Origin of the sequence: Streptomyces sp. NPDC005423 (assembly GCF_040606415.1) — a bacterium.
GTDB lineage: Bacteria > Actinomycetota > Actinomycetes > Streptomycetales > Streptomycetaceae > Streptomyces.
In genome coordinates, this window is record NZ_JBEXET010000034.1 from 39,048 (window position 1) to 55,634 (window position 16,587).

Sequence of the window (16,587 nt, forward strand, 5' to 3'; positions counted from 1 at the left end):
CCCTCGTCGCCCTCGTCGCCCGGAGCCTTCCCTGCCCCCGCACACCACGCCCTTGATCACCGTGGTCATCGCCAGCCGCCTGCGCGAAGACCGGCTCGACTACCTGACCGCCATGCACGCAAGCCTCACCCGGCAGTCCGTGCCGTGGGAGGCCGTGATCTCGCTCGACGGTGCCTCGCCCGACCGCCTGCCGACCCCGCTCGCGCAGGACCCTCGCGTCCGCACGCTGGTGCTGCCCCGTCCGGTCGGGGCCGCCTGCGCCCGGAATCTGGCCCTGGCCCACGTCCGTACCCGGTACACGAACTGGGCGGACGACGATGACGAGTTCACTGACGACGCCATGTCCGTGCGGCTGAACACCCTGGAGTCCACTGGGGTGGGCTGGTGTGCGGGATGGAGCGAGGACCAGCACTCCGACGGGACGACCACCCTGTGGCGATGTCCCACACCGCCCGGCCGCCACGAGGCCGGCGACGTCTGGACGTACTGGAGGTCACCGGCGGACACCATCCCCATCGGGCCGACCACGATCCTCGCCCGCACCGACCTCGTGCGCGCCGCTCCGATGGGCGGACTCGTCCAGGGCGAGGACTACTGCGCGGCTCTCGGCGTCACCGCACTCGCGCCCGGAATCCTGCTGCCGGTCCCCGTGTACCGATACCGCAAATGGGACGGGCAGATGACGGCCCAGGTCGGATACGGCCAGCTGGAGGCGGCTGCCCGGGAGCACGCCTGGGCCTACGGCCGCAGCCTGCGCGCCGTCCTGCGCCGCGGTGAGGACGAGGTCGATGAGTGAAGCGCAGATCGTCCTGTCGCACAGCCGGGAGTCGGGCATCGTCTCATCGCCTCACTCGACCTGGCTGACCGATGGCGAGATCTTCCTGCGCCAAGCCCGCGTGAGCACACCCCACTGCCGCCCGGCCCTCCCCGTCGCCGCGCCGGTCCGCCCCTTCGCTGTGGCGCATCCGGCGCACCGCAGCCACTGACAGCTCCACCCCGACAACGTGAGGAGAACCCCGCCCCCTTGCAACCCGGCACCCACTTTGCCTTCGGCACCCACGACACGCACGGCTTCGTCGCTTCCCACACCTCCTCCCTGCCCGCCCACCTCGCCCACTGGTACTTGGAACGCGAGCACTTCGAGCCCATCCCCGGTGAACCCGGGCTGTACCGGCTCAGCGAGCCCGAGCGCGACGGTCGACGCCGCACCCGCCAGGCCGTCGACGATCTTCGCCTCCTGGGCTACACGGTGCAGGCCGACATTCGCCTCGACCCGGCCGTCTCCGCCAGCCCACCACGCCCGGTCCGGCCCAACGGGCTCCAGGAACGCCGCCGCCGTCTCGCCCAGGCCGCCGCCGGCCGAACGACTCAGCGCAGCACACCGCCCACCACCTCCGCACCGGCCGCCCGGCCGATCCCGCCGAAACCCACCTACGCACCGACCGTCCACCTGACGGCCGCGGGCGGCGGGCGGTCCCGATGACGCCCGCAAACAACCCGCTGCCCGACGGTCCCCGGCCGGTGGCACCCGAACTCGCCAACGCTGCACGCGACTTCCGGCTGCGGATGACGGTCATCGACCGCGAGACCGAAACGGCGCTCGACATGACACGCGACCGCTACGGCAGCACCGTCCACCCAAGCGCCGCAGCAGCCGCACGAGCCCACCGCGACAAGGCGGCGGTGGAGGCGTACACCACCCACCTCGCCCCGCACACCGATGCTCTGCTCGATGTCGCCCGCCGCGCGCTCGACGAGCTGCCACCTGCCCGGCATCTGGCCGGGTGGCGGGCTGTGCTGGACGGCTTGGCCGCCTCCGCCGCCGAGATTCGCCGGACGCTCGACCGGCCGGCTGCCCCCGGCTCCCCGGAGGAACGCGGGCAGCACTCGGCACTGTGGCCGCACCTCACCGCATGGGCGGATCACAGCCTTATCGCCAGCAACCTCGCCGACCAGAGCGATGGCCACCACCACAAGGCCCCGCTGACCGACGAAGAACAGCGGATGTGGACCGAGATGGCCCAGGCCGCGCAGCAGCGAGGCGAACTGGAGCTGACCGAGTCCTGGTACGCCGCCGACGGGCAGCCGATCACCCTCGCCTACCTGGTCGAAGACGACGACTCGACGCTGGTCGCGCTGCGAGGGGACCCGGATGCACCCGGCTGGCAGGTGATCGGTCACTACGCCCACGAATACGAGGCAGGAAAGGTACTGCCCGTCCCGGTCCCGCCTGGCGTGCTGCGCGCGGACGTCTCCCGGTTCAACCGCCCAGTGCCGGCCCCGGAGGTGTCGCTGCAGGAACTCATCCGCAATGTCGTCGAAGGCCGGACTGCGGGTGACGCGTCCGACGCTCTCCTCGGCGCCGTCCAGCGCGGCTACGACGCGGGCCCGATGGTCCGTCTCCAAGAACTCCTCGAAACGAGTGGCCAGTTCGCCAGCGCGCTGGAGACCGCGCAGGGCCGCCAGATCGCCGCCCGCCTCTCGGCGCTGGGCCGGCAGATCGAGTTCCTCACCCGTGAAGTCGAAGAGGCGGCCGAGGACCTCGGCGCGACCGTCGCCGTCCTGCCGCCGCATCGCACCCCCGTGCTGCGCGTCCGCCCGCGCCCCGCCGTGGACACCACGCCACCCACCCCGCCGCCCCGCGTCAGCTCGCCCGCCCGACACCGCTGAGCACCGAGAAGTTGCACGCGCCACCACCGATTCGGACCACTCAGCGTTCATTGACTCAATTTTCGTTGAGCTAAGTTGCCCTTGACGATCACGATGCAGTGGGCATCGCGGTCCAGGAGGTAGTCGGCGTCCTCGCGCCGGGTGTGCAGCGCGTCGCTGGTGACCACAGCTCCGGCGAGGTCGGCCACTGTGATCAGCAGCGGCTGGAAGCAGGCGATCTCGTGCATCTTCCCGCCGACGTCTAGCTGGGCAAGGACCGGGCCGGTGGTGGCGCGTGCACAACGGCAAGCAGGTGGATCTTCCGGCCCTTCGCCCTGGTCGCACTAGGCAGCTTCTTGCCGTCCACGGCCAGGCCACGCAGCCCGGCGGTCCCGGTTGCTTTCAGCCCGCGGTCCGCGAGCCAGCTGCCGACCGCTCGGTCCCCCACGTCGCCATCGAGGCGGACCATCAGTCGGCGGACCATTGTCTCGGCGGCAGGACCCGCCCAGGCAGCAGCGGACCGGGGCGGGCGCCGACTCCCTCCAGCACATGCTCCGGAGCGTCGGCGATCCACTCGCCGACCGCCGGCCGCGAAGCGACCCCGGCCAGCCAGCGCACACCCGGTGAGTGCGAGGACGACGGCCAAGCAGTGGCGCACTCCGCGTAGATCACGCGGGTCCGACCCGGGACATCCTCGGATACGACCTCGGGCTGCTCTCGCAGGTGGTCAAGGGCAGGCGGGATCAGCGATGACGCGTCGAGGCACGGTCTTCCGCTCGGATCACGGGACGTAGAGGACTCCATGATCTTGGAAGCCGTACCTGTCGCGTCCCCGACCTCCCACTGACCTGACGGACCACCACGAACCGGGCGTCATGCGACAACGCCGAAGCCCCGACCCATGACCACACCGATTACGCACCCGTTCGAGTGAAGTGCAGATAAGCAGCGACTGCTGGAAGGCGGCGCGCGACGCCGACACCGAGTCCAAGGAGGAGTGGCTCGCAGCCAAGCGCGCCGCAGAGCAGGAGGCGACCCTCGCGTGGGCGAAGCAGTTCGACATGCCGCAGTTGGAAGCCCCGAAAGGGCCCTGGACTGGGGTGAGCGCTCCCGCCACCAGCTGATGACGGCCGCGCACACCGCGCTGGTCGTAGAGGGGAGTTGGGACGAGGCCGACTGGGCGGAGCTGGAGGAGAAGGCCCGCTCCATCACGCGCGCCGGGTGGTGGATAGATCAGAGGGACGCAGAGGGCACCGACGTGCTCGAACTCCTCGACGCAGCCACCGAGGCGGACCGCGGGACGGACAACCCGTTCCGCTGACAGCGGGGGAACATAGCCGGGAAACGCCGGTTAGCCAAACCGGCGTTCCTCCGGACCATTGTTCCTCCCACCCCGCCCACCTCGCGTGGAAGGAACAGCATGTCCCAGCCCCCGCCCACGTCAGCCTTCGCGCCGACACCCGACCCGCTCACCCCCGACCGGGACATCACGCACCAGCACTTCCAGGCCGGTGACACCGTCGTCGTCCTCAAGGGGGTGGCCGGCGGTGAACTGTGGGGAGACGCGATGCGCGTCGTCGCTCCGTCCTGGCACACCCTGACCGACGAGGACGGCTGGCGGCTGCGGGATGCGACCGGCGGAGCCCAGTCCTACGTCACCGCCCACCCCCGCTACCTCGTGCACCTCTCACGCCGCTGCCCGGACTGCCTGATCTACCTGCGAGCCATGGAGGACACGCTCCTTGCGCGGTTCGCCGGCCGCGACAAGCTGATCGACTGCGGCTGGTACACCACCACCGCCCTGGGTCAGCTCGTGCACATCGCCGACATCCGGGGCGGCCGGTGATCCCCCGCCTCCATGAGCGGACCCACACTCCGCACGACTCGCTCGCCGAGGCGCTGGGGCGGCCCCTCTCGCCGAACGAGGGCCTGACGGAATACACGGTCGTCGCCCACTGGCCGGGCCTGGATTACTTCACCCTGGACGACGAGCAGAGGACCTGGACGTCCGTCCAGTGGGCCGAGCACCTCGAAGACCCGTACCTGGAGCACCCGTTCGCCGCCAGCCCGGACGCCGACCGGCAGCCGATCCTCCACCTGGCGGTCCGACTGCACCCGGACGACCGGGAGCTGACCGGCCCCGAGTGGGCCGAAGCCGCCCACCGGCTCGCGCGGGCCGCTGGCATCGAGATTCCCGGCAAGGAGCACGGCTCCCGGTGGATCGCCGTTCAGGCCCAGCCCGGACGCCTCGACCTGATCGCCAACCTGATCCACCTCGACGGCGCATGGCACACCCCGCCCGCAGACATCCTGCGGCGCCTCTCGGACGAGGCGCGCCGCATCGAGCAGGACCTGCACCTGATCCCCGTCCGCACCGGGCCCACCCCGCGGCCCGCCATCCGGCCGACGCCCACGGCATCGGCCCAGCTCGCGAGCGTCCTCACGCAGCTCGCCGAGGAGCAGGCCGGCCCGCTGGCCACGGTCCGCGGACTCGTCGAGCACGCCGCGCACCGGATCGCCCGCCAGCCCGGCGCCGCCGGGACCGACACCGCGCACCGCCTGGAGCTGGTCGCCGGCCGCCTCCACGCCATCCAGCAGGACCTGGACAGCATCGCAGCCCACATGATCCAGCCCCGGGTCGCCGCCGTACCGCCCGCCGCCCGGCACACCGCCCACCGATCGCCGTAGGAGAAACGTCTCCTTGCCCCGCACCGACCGCTTCCTGGACATCCGCCGCGACCCGCACTCCGACGAACTCCTCGCCCGCGGCGGCGACTCCGAGGCACACAGCATTCTCCAGCGCGCGGGTTTCCTCGCCGTCGTCCGCGTCCACGAGACCTACCACCGCGCCCCCACCGGCCTCGCCGAAGACGACGAGACCCGTCTCGCCGCCGACGCTCTCGCCCGCCTCCGGGCCATCGGATACCACGTCGACTGCGACAAGGACTTCGACACCGACGCCCGTCCGGCCAGTTACCTGTCGCTGGGCTCCGCGGTCGCCCACCTCGCCGAGCGCATTCGCGAGGCCACCACCGCCGAAGAGGCGGCCGACGCGCTGACCGAGCTGACCGCCGCCCACGACGGCATCCTCGTCGCCCTGCGCGAAGTCCTCACTGCCACCGCCGAATTCCACGAAGAGCTCGGAGGAGCAGCCGATCAACACGTCGCCCGGCGCCTTCGCTACCTGGACGAATGGCGCGTTCGCTCCCTTTTGAACGATCTCTCGGCCACCCGCAACGCTCTCGCCGACCGGCGCGCCCCTCACCCCGGTCGCAGCACCTGCACCGGGGAGGTCCCCGCCACCGAGCGCGAGCGCTCCGCCGTATGCGCCTGCCCGCCCCCACCGCGCTCGCTCCCGGTCCCGCCACCACCAGTCGCGGCCGGACTGCGCCGCTGACCCACCTCACCCAAGGACACCATGCACGACCACGACACCTCCGAGCGCCTCGCCTCGTACGCCGACGTCCTCGCCGGCGAACTCCCTGACACTTGGACCAGCCTCCACCTCCCGCCGGACGCCAAGGACGACCTCGCCGAACTCACCGACCGCGTCTGGGACCTGGACCTGGTCGCCGCCATGCTCGCCGAGCACCCGCTCCAGCAGGCAGCCGTCCTGAGCCGCCCCGACGGCGCCCAGCTCGTCCTTCTGGACCGGCCAGGCGAACGCGACGGATTCCTCATCGCCGCCGTCGCCCCGCGCGCCCTGCCCGACGAGGCGTACCGCGTCGTCCCCGAGCCCAACGGCATCGCTCTGGCGGACGATCCGTTCCTGGGCGCCGAGCAGGTCGCCGGCGACCTGCTCGCCCGCTACGACCGTGCGCTCGCCCAGGCCCGGGACAACGCCCTGGGCGGCATCCAGCCCTCCCTGCCGGACCGGGTCGTCCTGACCTGGCAGCCAGACGGCAGCGTCGCCACCGCCCCCTTCGACGACCGTGCCGGTGCGATTCTCGTCGCAGGCGGCTTCATCAAGGACCCGCCAAGCGGCATCTACCGGCTCAGCGGCGACGACACCCGAGCTCAGGCGCGAGCCCTGCGCGAGATCGGGCCGCAGCTGGACGCGCTCGGCATCGGCACCGCCCTCCAGCACCCCGCAGGCCGCACCGCGCCCACCTCCGCCTCAGCTTCCATGCCGCCGACCCCGGCCGCACCCCGAGCCTCGGCGACCAGGACCCGATGAGGCAGGGCGAGCCCGACTTCGCGGTGTGGGAGTACATCACCATCACCAAGGACTCCCGCACCGGGCTCGTCATCGCCATCGGCGGCACCCAGGAAGCGGCCGGCATACTCCAGCGAAACGGTTTCCTCAATGCCCCAGGTCCCCGGGGCGAGTACCACCGACTCCCGCTCGGCCTCCCGGCAGAAGACGAGCGCCACAGGGCCACGGCCGCCTCGCATACCCTGCTCTCCGCCGGATACAGCGTCCACCTCGCCCCGGCGCTGAACACCTTCGGACCGCCCGACGACGAACGCGAGGCCGCCCGGCGCTATCTCGGCCAGCTCTCCCGACGGGCCCTCGACGCTCGCAGCGGTGGCGAGGTCGCCGCGGTCCTGACCGAGATCGCCGAACCCGATGCCGGCCTGCTGCCTCTCCTCCGCGAGGCCGTCGTCGGCGCCTTCATCGGCTGGTCCCGGCTGCTGGAGACCGCCGGCGCTGCCCCGCAGGCGGCCGTGCGGCTCGGGGACACGGCACACGCTCTCGCCCGCGCCGAAGACAGCATCCTCCTGTCCCGCAATCACGCCGCGCGGACGGCCCACCGGCCGGCACCCGCAACAACGCTGCCCAGCCCGGCGCAGCCATCCGCCCCCATGTCCCGCCACCGGTGAACGTGCGGCAGCTGCTTCGCCCCACCGGCCCCGCCGCTCGCGTGGCTGAATCGTCCCTGCCCGCTCTCCGTCCGACAGGAGTCCACACCCGCTTGCCTCCGCGTCAGCCGTCTGTCGTCCCCTATGTCCTGGCCGCCCCCGGCTACCTTGCCGGCGGGGGTGACTGGGAGCAGTTGACCGAGCTGCTGCTGCGCGGGCACGGTTGGCACTACGTGTCCACGATCGACCAGCACACCGCGCTGGCCAGCCCCGACGGACGCCTGCATGTCGTACACGACCGGCGTGCGGGCTGGACCTGGAACCTGCGCGCCACCGGCCCTGCCGGGCATCAGTGGGAAGCACTCCTCGGCGCGTACCTCCCCGTCGAGTACGTCAGCGCCCTGGTCGACGCCATGCGCCAACCGCCAACCGCCGCCAGCGGATGGGCCATTGACCCTCTGCTGGAGGCGGGCTGGCGCCCGGACGGTACTGGCCCCGCCTCCACAGCACTGTCACCGGACGGCCTGGTCCGCATCACCGGACAACCCGAACACGCCCGCACGCCAGGACCGTGGCATGCCCAGTGCACGGTCAACGGTTTTTGCTGGTGGACGGCAGCCTTCAGCCCCCACACCCCGCTCGCTGTCGTCACGGCGTTCACCCGCAGTCTCGCCCGCGACGATCCGCTACCGCGGATGGCCATCGGAACACCGCTGTACGGCTGCGGGCCCCACACCGGCCTGGCCCGGACAGCGCACGGGTGGGACGACGAGCAGGCACTGCTCGAAGCCCGGATCACCGACGCCCGCACCAGGCGGAACACCGGATCGGGGAGCGCTGCGCCTGTACCGAAGCCCGCCCGGGCCACTGCGGCCACCCGTAACCGCTGACCCGCACGGCCCCCGCGCGCCACCGCCCTCTTCCCTTTCCCCTAATTCCTTCGTTCAGGAGCCTTCCGTACCCCGCATTCCCCTTCGTACCGAGCCACCACCGATCGCCGCCGAGCGTCGGCCTCGTCTGGCCGTCCTCCTCTTCCGCCGCTACCTGCGCGCCTGTATCCCCATCGGCCCCGATCACACCGTGCCCCTGGCCGGCGCGCGCCCGGGGGCCGGGCTCGCCGAGCTCCAGCGCGTCGGGCACCGCCACCATCACTGACCGTCCCCCTGCCACGGAGGAGCATGTCCCACCCCGCCCCCTACCCGGTGCGGCTGGCCAACGAGATCACCCGTCAGCTCGGCCAGCTCGCCGACCATCTCTCTCAGCTCCCCCCACCCCAGGCCGCGCAGGTCATCGCCCGCGTCCTCGACCCGGATGCCGGAGTCCTCGACGGCATCACCCACCTCGTCGCCACCGGCAGCGTGTTCGCCAAGGACCAGGCCGAACGAGGCGCCCTCCCGGCGGAAGTGTGGCTCGCCCTGGGCCGCGCCGCGAACGAACTGCACGACATCAGCCTCGACCTGGGCGAACACAGGGACACCCTGCAGCACGTCGGCACCCAGCCCACCACCACCGCGGCCAAGCCCCCGGCACCCGCACCGCTCGTCGTCCGGCGGCACCGGTGAAGAACAAGCAATGGCAAGGCTGGGGACCAGGCGAGCAGGCCGAGCAGCACTACCTCGTCCAGCCCCGTGCCCTCGCCGGCGGCGGCGACGTCCGCCACGTCTCGGAGTTCCTGCGCGCCTCGGGCTGGCGGGACAAGTCCAAGAAGGGCGGCCCTCTGCTCATGGAGAGCCCGGACCGCACCGCCCGTGTCTCCTACGACCCCTACATCCTGCCCGGCGGGTGGACCATCCACGGCCACGCGGACGGCCCCAACGGCGAATGGACGGCGCACCTGGGCCGGCAGACGCCAGTGGAGATCGTCGCCGGTATGACCGACGCCATCACCCGCCCCCGCTCCGCCCACGCCCCCAACGTCTGGGCACCCCTGCAGGAGCAGAACTGGCACGCGCGTTCCGAGGGCGAGCACTACACGGCGACCAGCCCCGACGGCACCGCGTGGATGCAGTACCACCACAGCCCCGACGGCACGGCGATGTGGTGGACCGGGGCACAGGACAAGCAGGGAAACGGCTGGACGGCCAACTTCACGCCCAACACCCCGATGCACCTGGTGCAAGCCCTCTCGGCCGAACTCGCCAGCCCCGATCCCGTGATGCGCCCGCGCGGGCGCGTGCCGCACAGCGCACAGATCCGCACCTGGTCGGTCTCCGTCAAGCCCTCCCAGCTCAGTGCGTGGCAGCAGGCCCGGATCACGGCCGCCCGCGCCGCTACCTGGGCCCGCAACAGCGCCCCAAGCACACGGCCACGCGCCACCGCCCGTCCCTACGCCCCCGCCGGCGGCGCCCGGACCCGCCGCTGAGCCGACGCCCCGTTCCAAGGAGCCCGATGCCCGCACTCACCCCGGACACCATCCGCACCGCGACCGAAACCCTGTCGGACCTCACCGACTACCTGCGCGAGAACCCTGACCCCGTGGAAGCCCTCGCCCTCGTCGAGCCCCTCCTCGACGAATACACGGGCCTGCCCGTCCAACTCGCCGACACCCTGCGCGCCCTTGCCCGCGCCGTACAGGAACACCCGGACACGCCGCGCACCGCGCAGCTCGCTCTCCTGATCACCGAGTTGCGCACGGCCGCGTGGGAGCAGACCGACCAGCACACCCTCCACTACGTGCTGGACGACCTCCGCGACCTGTATGGCAGCACCGCCGCGAACGGACAGGGGGACGGCCGGTGCCCCTGAGCGAACGGCAGCTCGCCGCGTTCGCCGACAAGCACGCCTGGCAGATCCCCTTCGACACCAGCCCCCGCCACCTCGCTGGCCCCGGGGATGCCCGCCACGTCACCCATGGCCTGGCCGCCGCCGGATGGAGCGCCGTCTCCGACCCGTTGAGTGCCGAGATCGTCCTGCGCAGCCCCGACCTGCGCCACAGCCTCCAGTTCGACCCGCAGTCCACCACCTGCGCGTGGTGGCGGCTGCGGGCCGAGCCCACCGACACCGAGCCGGGCTGGTACGCCGAGTTCGGCGAACTCGTGCCCGCCGAGGTCCTCACCGGCTTCACCGACGCCCTCATCGCCCCGCCGTCACAGCAGCAGGACCCGTGGCAGCCGGTGACCTCGGCAGGCTGGCAACGCGACTCTGACGGCACAGCGCACTCGCCGGACTCCATGTGCCACGTCGAACTGCGCCCGTTGAGCGAATTCAGCCGCCAGCCGTCCTGGCACGTCGAGACCCGCGAGCCCGGCCACGGACAGTTCCACGGCCCGCGCATCTGGCACGCCTACTTTGACGAGCGCACCCCCGCCCACCTCGTCAGGTCGTTCCTCACCGCACTGGTCGACCGTAGCCCGCTCCAACGCGGCATGTTCGACCGCACCGGCCACTACAGCGCCGTCCAGGAGCCCAGCCCGCTGCGCCCACAGCAGGTGGTCGCCGCGCACACCGCGCGTATCGAGTCGCTCCGCGCCCGGGCACGCTCCGCCCGCCGACAGCAGACGAAACCCGCACCGGCCCCGGCGAAGGCTCACACCGCCCAGCCAGCCGCCCGCCGCTGAACCGACAGGACTCCTCCCCCCATTTCCGCCGATCACCGCGCACACCGCGCACACCGCGAGATCCTCCGTCACCTCGACCGCTACGTGAGCGACAGCAAGAAGATCCTCGACGCCTGGGACGCCTACTCCGACGAGCACACCGACCTCGACGGATGGCCCTACGACGACCACGCCTACGGCATGCGCGCGAGCCAGCGCGACGCCGACACCGCCGAGGCGTTCGAATCGCTCCGGTACGGCGCCCGTCACCTGCTGGCCACAGCGGAGACGCAACTGGGCCGCCTACCGGAAGACACCGTGCAGAGCCGCTGGATCTACCAGTTGGGTGTCCTGCACGCCGCCCTCGACCGACTCGAACAACTGAACGAGCAGTGGCTGGAAACCCGAGACGCCCTTCCCGCCACCGCCAAGCCCGGCACCACGGCCTTCGACGACGCCCTCGCCGAGTACCACGCCGAATCGTGGAGCTACCTCGACGACTGGGCCGCCCACGGCAAGACACTCCGCGAGATCAACACCGCCGCCCGCAAAGCCCCCTCACCTCTGGCACCTGCACCGGCTCCCGCGGCCGACCGGCGAGCCCCGGCACGGAAGTGACCATGCCCCCGGCTCCCGAGACTGTCGAGGTCGACTTCATCGCACCGCGCCACCTGGCCGGCGGCGGTGACCCCGCCTGGATCACCATCCCCCTCCACCGCGCCTGCGGCTGGAGCCACGGCGACGACCCCCTGATGCCGCGCGTCCTGCTCTCCAGCCCCGACCAGAAAGCCCTCCTGCGCCTGAAACCCGAACCCGACGGACAGTGGTGGACCCTTCACCACACCGCGGAGCCGGGCCGGCCCGCGTGGTACGCGAGCTTCGGCGCCCTCACCCCGGTCGAACTGATCACCGCCGCTACCGACGCCCTCACCGATCCGGCCGCCACGGCGATCACACCGTCCGATCCGTACGAGCCGCTCCAAGAGGCCGGTTGGTCGCCCGCCTCCGCGGACAACGGCCTCGTGTCGCCCGACGGCACCGCGTACGTCCAGCGGCTGGGGAGCGTGGAAGAACCGGGCGCCTGGTTCTTCACCGCCGCACTCGGCCGGGACCGGCCGGTGTGGCAGGCCCGTTTCGGCGCGCACACTCCCGCCCGCCTGGTCGCCGCGTTCACCGCTGCGCTCGCCGATCCGAAGCCCGTGCTGCGCATGGACAGCGGGCGCAGTCTCCCGACCTGCGACCCGAACGTCGTCACCCGTAGGACCACAGACGTGCTCGCGGTGTACGTGGCCGGGGCGTTGGAAGAGCGCGTCCACTCCCTCGCTGCCCGGCACGCCATCTCGCAGGCGAGTCCGAGCCCCTCGCGACAGCCGCCGGCCAAGAACAGCCGCAGCCGCTGATCCCTCCGCCCTCGCCCTCGCCCGGAAGCACGTAGCCCTTGCCCCCTTCCTCCTCCAACAGCAACACGGACGGGTACGACCTCGTCCTGCGCCTCCTGATCGGCGTGCTCGCTGTCGTCGTCCCCCTCGCCCACCTCGCCTGGCTGTCCGGCAACATCACCGCCTACCTCACCGGAGCCAGCTGGGCCCCCTACCAGCCGACCACCGCCCTGCTCCACCCCGAGCAGGTCTGGCCCGACGCGGGAGAAACGTCCCTGCTGATCGGTGCCCGCATCGTTCCCGTTCTCCTCCTCCTTGCCCTCGGGACGGCCGCGGGCATCCTGTGGGCCCGGCACAAGAACCGCAGCGGCGGCCGGAAGAAGAAGATCACCGGCATGGCCAAGGCCCGGGACATCGAGCCGCTGATGGCCAAGGCGATCACCGACAAGGCCCGCTCTCTGCGCCCGAGTCTGAAGGACGCCAAGCACATCGAGGCCCGCGACACCGGCATCCTGCTCGGCAACCTGCAGGGCACCAGGCACGAGGTGCGCATGGGCTACGAGGACGTGGCCGTCGCCATCATGGCGCCCCGCTCGGGCAAGACCACCTCGCTCGCGATCCCCTCCATCCTCTCCGCGCCCGGCCCTGTCCTGCTGACCTCGAACAAAGCCGCCGGCGATGCCTTCACCGCCACCTACGACGCCCGCGCCCGCGTCGGACAGGTGTGGTCGATGGACCCGCAGCAGATCGCCCACGCCGCACGCGAGATGTGGTGGAACCCCTTGGCGGACGCCAAAACCCTGGACGGCGCCGGGCGGTTGGCCGGCCACTTCCTCGCTGCCTCAGTGGACGCGAGCCAGCAGGGTGACTTCTGGTCCAAGGCCGGATCCAACATCCTCGCCCAGCTCTTCCTCGCCGCGGCCCTCGACGAGCGGCCGATCACCGACGTCATGCAGTGGCTGGCCTTCCCCGCCGACCGCACCCCGCTCGACATCCTCCGCGACCACCAACTCGCCGCCGTCGCCGCCCAGCTCAAGGGAACGGTGGAAGGCCCGCCGGAAACCCGGGACGGCATCTACGAGACAGCCCGCCAGTACGCCGCCGCGCTGCTGAACAGCGAGATCGCCGCCTGGGTCACCCCGCAGAAGGACACCGCCGAGTTCCGGCCGTCCGCGTTCGTCGTGTCCGCCGACACGCTGTACCTGCTGTCGAAGGACGGCGGTGGCGGAGCTAGTGCGCTGATCGCGGCGTGCGCGGACTCGGTCATGCGGGCCGCGACCGCCCAGGCCGAACGCGCCGGCGGACGCCTCGACCCGCCCATGCTCGCGATCCTCGACGAGGCCGCCAACGTCTGCAAGATCAGCGACCTGCCGGACCTGTACTCCCACCTCGGCAGCCGCGGGATCATCCCGATCACCATCCTCCAGTCCTACCGCCAGGGCCAGAAGGTGTGGTCGGACGCCGGCATGGACGCCATGTGGTCCGCCTCGACCGTCAAGATCATCGGTAGCGGCATCGACGACCCCGACTTCGCCGACAAGCTCTCCCGGCTGATCGGCGACCACGATGTCGAGACCACCTCCACTTCCCACTCCGAGTCCGGCAGGTCGACCTCCGTGTCGATGCGGCAGGAGCGGATCCTGCCCGCCGACGCGATCCGCGCCCTGCCCAAGGGCACCGCGCTCTGCTTCGCCACCGGCATGCGCGCCGCCATGCTCGACCTGCGTCCCTGGTACCTGGAGCCCGGCGCCGACGAACTGTCCGCCGCCTCCGCCCGAGCGTCGAAGGCCATCACCGCCCGCGCGATCGCCAAGCACGCACCCCAGCAGGGCGACTACGGCACGGCCGCCTGACCGGGCTGCGCCACGCCCCCGGATCTCGCTCACCGCACCACGACCTTCCGGAGCACGATGGCTCTCACCGACCACCACGACGTCTTCATCGGCTCGACCGGCGACGGATGGACCTTCGTCGTCCTCAACCGCCCTCTCCGCAATGCCGCCCGCATCCTGACCGGGGCGGGATTCACCGCCCGCGAACACCAGGGCCGCACCCTCTACCTCCTGCCGCCCGAGACGGCCGAGGACGCGCACGAGCGCGCCGGTGTCGCGGCCTCCGGGCTCATGGCCCACACCCTGGACCTCGTCGACCTCGCCTGGACCACACACCACCCCAGTACCGACAGTGCCGAGCGCGAGGCGACCATCCGATTCCACGACGGCACGGTCACCGCCACCACTCTCACGGACCGGGCTGGCGACGTCCTCACCCAACACGGCTTCACTCCCACAGAAACGACGTGGGAGTACACGCTGACTGCCGGGCCCGGCGCAGCCGACGCCGTGAACGCGGTAGTCCGTGCCGAGGCCCATCTCTACACCCACGGCGTCCGCGTGCACGTCGACCTCGGCATCGCGACCACGCAGGACATCCCACCGGCACCATCCCGCCCCGGTGCCGCCCCCTCACCGCCACCCACCACATCGGTCCAGCGGCGCAGCCGCTGACCACCATCCGCCTCCCCCGGAGCACTGCACCATGCACCAGATCGACCTGCACGCCGAGATCGCCCGACTGCGGCAACTCGGCAGCGACTTCGAGGACCTGCACAGCGAAATCCGCTCGCTCGCCCTGACCCCCGGCACCGACGCCCGGCAGCAACTCACGGCGAAGATCGTGGACACGAACGAGCTGGTCCAACAGGCCATGTTCCGCCTCGCCGCCCTCGACGGCAGCCAGTACACCGCCATACCCGTCAGCCGCCCAGCCCTGGAAGCACTCGCCTCCGTCGTCCTGGCCGCCAGTCTCGCCGCCTCCGACCTTGCCTGCGCGCTGGAGGCCAACCCGCTGGAGGGCGCCCCTTTCCCCGGCCCACCGAGCGCCCCGTTCCCCGACACGCCGGCCGATGAAGCAGCCGTGCGTACGGCGCGGCACGCGGAGGCGGTCCCCGCCATGGCGGAACACCTCGCGAACGCCGCCCACCAGCTCGATCTCGCCCACACCGGCTGCTACTACCTCGCCAGCGGCATCACCCGGGACCTGAAGCAGCACGCCGAACAGAACCAGGCGACACCGGCGCCGAAGATCACGGACAGCCAGTACGCCGTCCTCGTCCGGCTGTCCGCAGACGGCGGCTCCCTTTACGAGACGAGCCGGTACGGCGTCACCAAGGCGGTCGACAAGGACCGGGCCACCGTGAACGTCGCCACCCTCAACGCTCTGATCAAGCGAGGACTCATCCAGGTGGACACGACGACGTCCCTGTACCAGGGCCAGCGCCTCCACGTCACCGCCGAAGGCCAGCGTGCCCTCACCCAGCACAGGCCCACCACGACCCCCGCCCGAACGGCGGCCGTGACGCCTCCTGCGACCAAGCAGGCCGCCGCAGGACGCACTCGATGACCGGCTTCGCCCCGACGAACCGCGTCCTGGTCAGCCCCGTCTATCTGGCCGGCCCCGGCAACTCCGCCGTGGTCACCCGCCCGCTGCACGCAGCCAGCTGGGCTGAGGCACGCACGCCCGTCGGGCGAATGCTCTCCAGCCCCTGCCTGCGCGCACAGATCGCCCGCCTTCCCGACGGCTGGACGATCTCCTACGCCCGCGAGCCACTGGCCGTCCCCCACTGGACCGCTCATTTCACCCGCGACACGCCTGCCGAGATCGTCTCTGCCTTCACCACCACCCTCATGCGCGGACTGGACAACGACCACAAGAACTTCCTCCCCGGCGGCCCCCACTTCACCCCCATCGCCCCCGGCGATGTCCTCATCGCCCGCAGCTGGAAGGACGAGGCCAACGCCCTCTTCCAGTACCAGCACTCACCCGACCGACACGCCTACCTCAGCCTCCGCCAGTACGACGCCGACTTCCACGCCGAGTTGGAAGGTGGCGTCGCCGCCGAACGAACCATGTACGCGGGCGTCGAGGCCGCCAACGGGCCCCGCTGGCACGCGGACTTCACCTCCGCCACCCCGCTGCACCTGATCATCAGCGCCGCCGACGCCCTCTCCAGCCCGGCACCGGTCCGCCGCCGGCCGCGCGACCTCCCCGAGCGCCACCTGCCCTTTTTGACCATCCGCTCTGCGGCGGCCCGCACCCAACCTCACGCTGCCCGCGCCACCGCCCGGTCATCGGCCAGCGCTGTACCCGTGGCCCGAACAACCGCGCACATGCGCCTTGCCAACCCCACACGATCACTCCGCTGACCTTCCCGCCCGGTC

21 protein-coding genes and 1 pseudogene are annotated in these 16,587 nt (G+C 71.6%); 21 read left to right on the forward strand and 1 reads right to left on the reverse strand.

Going from position 1 to position 16,587, the window contains the following annotated elements; translation table 11 throughout:
* The first annotated feature begins 52 nt into the window (after window positions 1-52).
* The 4 genes from ABZT12_RS28675 to ABZT12_RS28690 are packed head-to-tail and all read left to right on the forward strand — an operon-like array spanning window position 53 to window position 2,670.
* Entirely contained in the window at window positions 53-796 is a 744-nt protein-coding gene (locus tag ABZT12_RS28675) for a glycosyltransferase (RefSeq protein WP_356389849.1), read from the forward strand.
* The gene (locus tag ABZT12_RS28680) at window positions 789-986 is read left to right on the forward strand and encodes a hypothetical protein (protein ID WP_356389851.1); all 198 of its coding nucleotides are present in this window, start codon (window positions 789-791) and stop codon (window positions 984-986) included. Before ABZT12_RS28675 ends, ABZT12_RS28680 begins: the two co-directional genes overlap by 8 nt.
* 38 nt (window positions 987-1,024) lie before the next feature.
* Window positions 1,025-1,483: a hypothetical protein gene (locus ABZT12_RS28685; RefSeq protein ID WP_356389853.1), complete on the forward strand. Its 459-nt coding sequence runs from the start codon at window positions 1,025-1,027 to the stop codon at window positions 1,481-1,483.
* On the forward strand, window positions 1,480-2,670 hold the full coding sequence (locus tag ABZT12_RS28690; protein ID WP_356389855.1) for a hypothetical protein: 1,191 nt from the start codon (window positions 1,480-1,482) through the stop codon (window positions 2,668-2,670). The genes ABZT12_RS28685 and ABZT12_RS28690 overlap by 4 nt, the downstream gene beginning before the upstream one ends.
* A gap of 47 nt (window positions 2,671-2,717) precedes the next feature.
* Here ABZT12_RS28690 and ABZT12_RS28695 read toward each other — a convergent pair whose 3' ends face one another.
* Window positions 2,718-2,897, reverse strand: a complete 180-nt coding sequence (locus ABZT12_RS28695; protein ID WP_356389857.1) for a hypothetical protein — start codon at window positions 2,895-2,897, stop codon at window positions 2,718-2,720.
* A 699-nt stretch (window positions 2,898-3,596) separates the two neighbouring features.
* On the opposite strand from ABZT12_RS28695, the pseudogene ABZT12_RS28700 reads away from it, so the two are divergent.
* The 17 genes and pseudogenes from ABZT12_RS28700 to ABZT12_RS28780 all read left to right on the forward strand — a co-directional run.
* Window positions 3,597-3,970 (forward strand): annotated as a pseudogene (locus ABZT12_RS28700) (hypothetical protein); the annotation flags it as partial.
* Window positions 3,971-4,069: 99 nt separating this feature from the next.
* Window positions 4,070-4,495, forward strand: coding sequence for a hypothetical protein (locus ABZT12_RS28705; protein WP_356389859.1), 426 nt, complete (start codon window positions 4,070-4,072; stop codon window positions 4,493-4,495).
* Window positions 4,492-5,337 (forward strand): relaxase/mobilization nuclease, encoded by an 846-nt coding sequence (locus ABZT12_RS28710; protein WP_356389861.1) that lies wholly within the window; start codon window positions 4,492-4,494, stop codon window positions 5,335-5,337. The genes ABZT12_RS28705 and ABZT12_RS28710 overlap by 4 nt, the downstream gene beginning before the upstream one ends.
* A 13-nt stretch (window positions 5,338-5,350) precedes the next feature.
* Window positions 5,351-6,046 carry a hypothetical protein gene (locus ABZT12_RS28715; protein ID WP_356389862.1) on the forward strand — a complete coding sequence of 232 codons (696 nt, stop codon included), beginning with the start codon at window positions 5,351-5,353 and terminating at the stop codon, window positions 6,044-6,046.
* Between the two features lie 21 nt (window positions 6,047-6,067).
* Window positions 6,068-6,826: a hypothetical protein gene (locus ABZT12_RS28720; protein ID WP_356389864.1), complete on the forward strand. Its 759-nt coding sequence runs from the start codon at window positions 6,068-6,070 to the stop codon at window positions 6,824-6,826.
* A complete protein-coding gene (locus tag ABZT12_RS28725; protein ID WP_356389866.1) occupies window positions 6,823-7,473 on the forward strand; it encodes a hypothetical protein in 651 nt (216 codons plus the stop codon). The genes ABZT12_RS28720 and ABZT12_RS28725 overlap by 4 nt, the downstream gene beginning before the upstream one ends.
* Before the next feature lie 92 nt (window positions 7,474-7,565).
* Window positions 7,566-8,342: a DUF317 domain-containing protein gene (locus tag ABZT12_RS28730; protein WP_356389868.1), complete on the forward strand. Its 777-nt coding sequence runs from the start codon at window positions 7,566-7,568 to the stop codon at window positions 8,340-8,342.
* Between the two features lie 288 nt (window positions 8,343-8,630).
* A complete protein-coding gene (locus ABZT12_RS28735; RefSeq protein WP_356389870.1) occupies window positions 8,631-9,014 on the forward strand; it encodes a hypothetical protein in 384 nt (127 codons plus the stop codon).
* Window positions 9,011-9,814 (forward strand): DUF317 domain-containing protein, encoded by an 804-nt coding sequence (locus ABZT12_RS28740; protein WP_356389872.1) that lies wholly within the window; start codon window positions 9,011-9,013, stop codon window positions 9,812-9,814. Before ABZT12_RS28735 ends, ABZT12_RS28740 begins: the two co-directional genes overlap by 4 nt.
* Window positions 9,815-9,840: 26 nt before the next feature.
* Window positions 9,841-10,197 carry a hypothetical protein gene (locus ABZT12_RS28745; protein ID WP_356389874.1) on the forward strand — a complete coding sequence of 119 codons (357 nt, stop codon included), beginning with the start codon at window positions 9,841-9,843 and terminating at the stop codon, window positions 10,195-10,197.
* Window positions 10,188-11,009: a DUF317 domain-containing protein gene (locus ABZT12_RS28750; protein ID WP_356389876.1), complete on the forward strand. Its 822-nt coding sequence runs from the start codon at window positions 10,188-10,190 to the stop codon at window positions 11,007-11,009. The genes ABZT12_RS28745 and ABZT12_RS28750 overlap by 10 nt, the downstream gene beginning before the upstream one ends.
* Window positions 11,010-11,093: 84 nt before the next feature.
* A complete protein-coding gene (locus ABZT12_RS28755; protein ID WP_356389878.1) occupies window positions 11,094-11,606 on the forward strand; it encodes a hypothetical protein in 513 nt (170 codons plus the stop codon).
* 2 nt (window positions 11,607-11,608) lie between these two features.
* Window positions 11,609-12,388: a DUF317 domain-containing protein gene (locus ABZT12_RS28760; protein ID WP_356389880.1), complete on the forward strand. Its 780-nt coding sequence runs from the start codon at window positions 11,609-11,611 to the stop codon at window positions 12,386-12,388.
* A 38-nt stretch (window positions 12,389-12,426) separates the two neighbouring features.
* Window positions 12,427-14,220, forward strand: coding sequence for a TraM recognition domain-containing protein (locus ABZT12_RS28765; protein ID WP_356389882.1), 1,794 nt, complete (start codon window positions 12,427-12,429; stop codon window positions 14,218-14,220).
* A gap of 57 nt (window positions 14,221-14,277) precedes the next feature.
* A complete protein-coding gene (locus ABZT12_RS28770; protein ID WP_356389884.1) occupies window positions 14,278-14,874 on the forward strand; it encodes a hypothetical protein in 597 nt (198 codons plus the stop codon).
* 31 nt (window positions 14,875-14,905) lie between these two features.
* Window positions 14,906-15,769, forward strand: coding sequence for a hypothetical protein (locus tag ABZT12_RS28775; RefSeq protein WP_356389886.1), 864 nt, complete (start codon window positions 14,906-14,908; stop codon window positions 15,767-15,769).
* Complete coding sequence (locus ABZT12_RS28780) at window positions 15,766-16,572, forward strand: DUF317 domain-containing protein (RefSeq protein ID WP_356389888.1); 807 nt, start codon at window positions 15,766-15,768, stop codon at window positions 16,570-16,572. The genes ABZT12_RS28775 and ABZT12_RS28780 overlap by 4 nt, the downstream gene beginning before the upstream one ends.
* Window positions 16,573-16,587 lie beyond the last annotated feature (15 nt).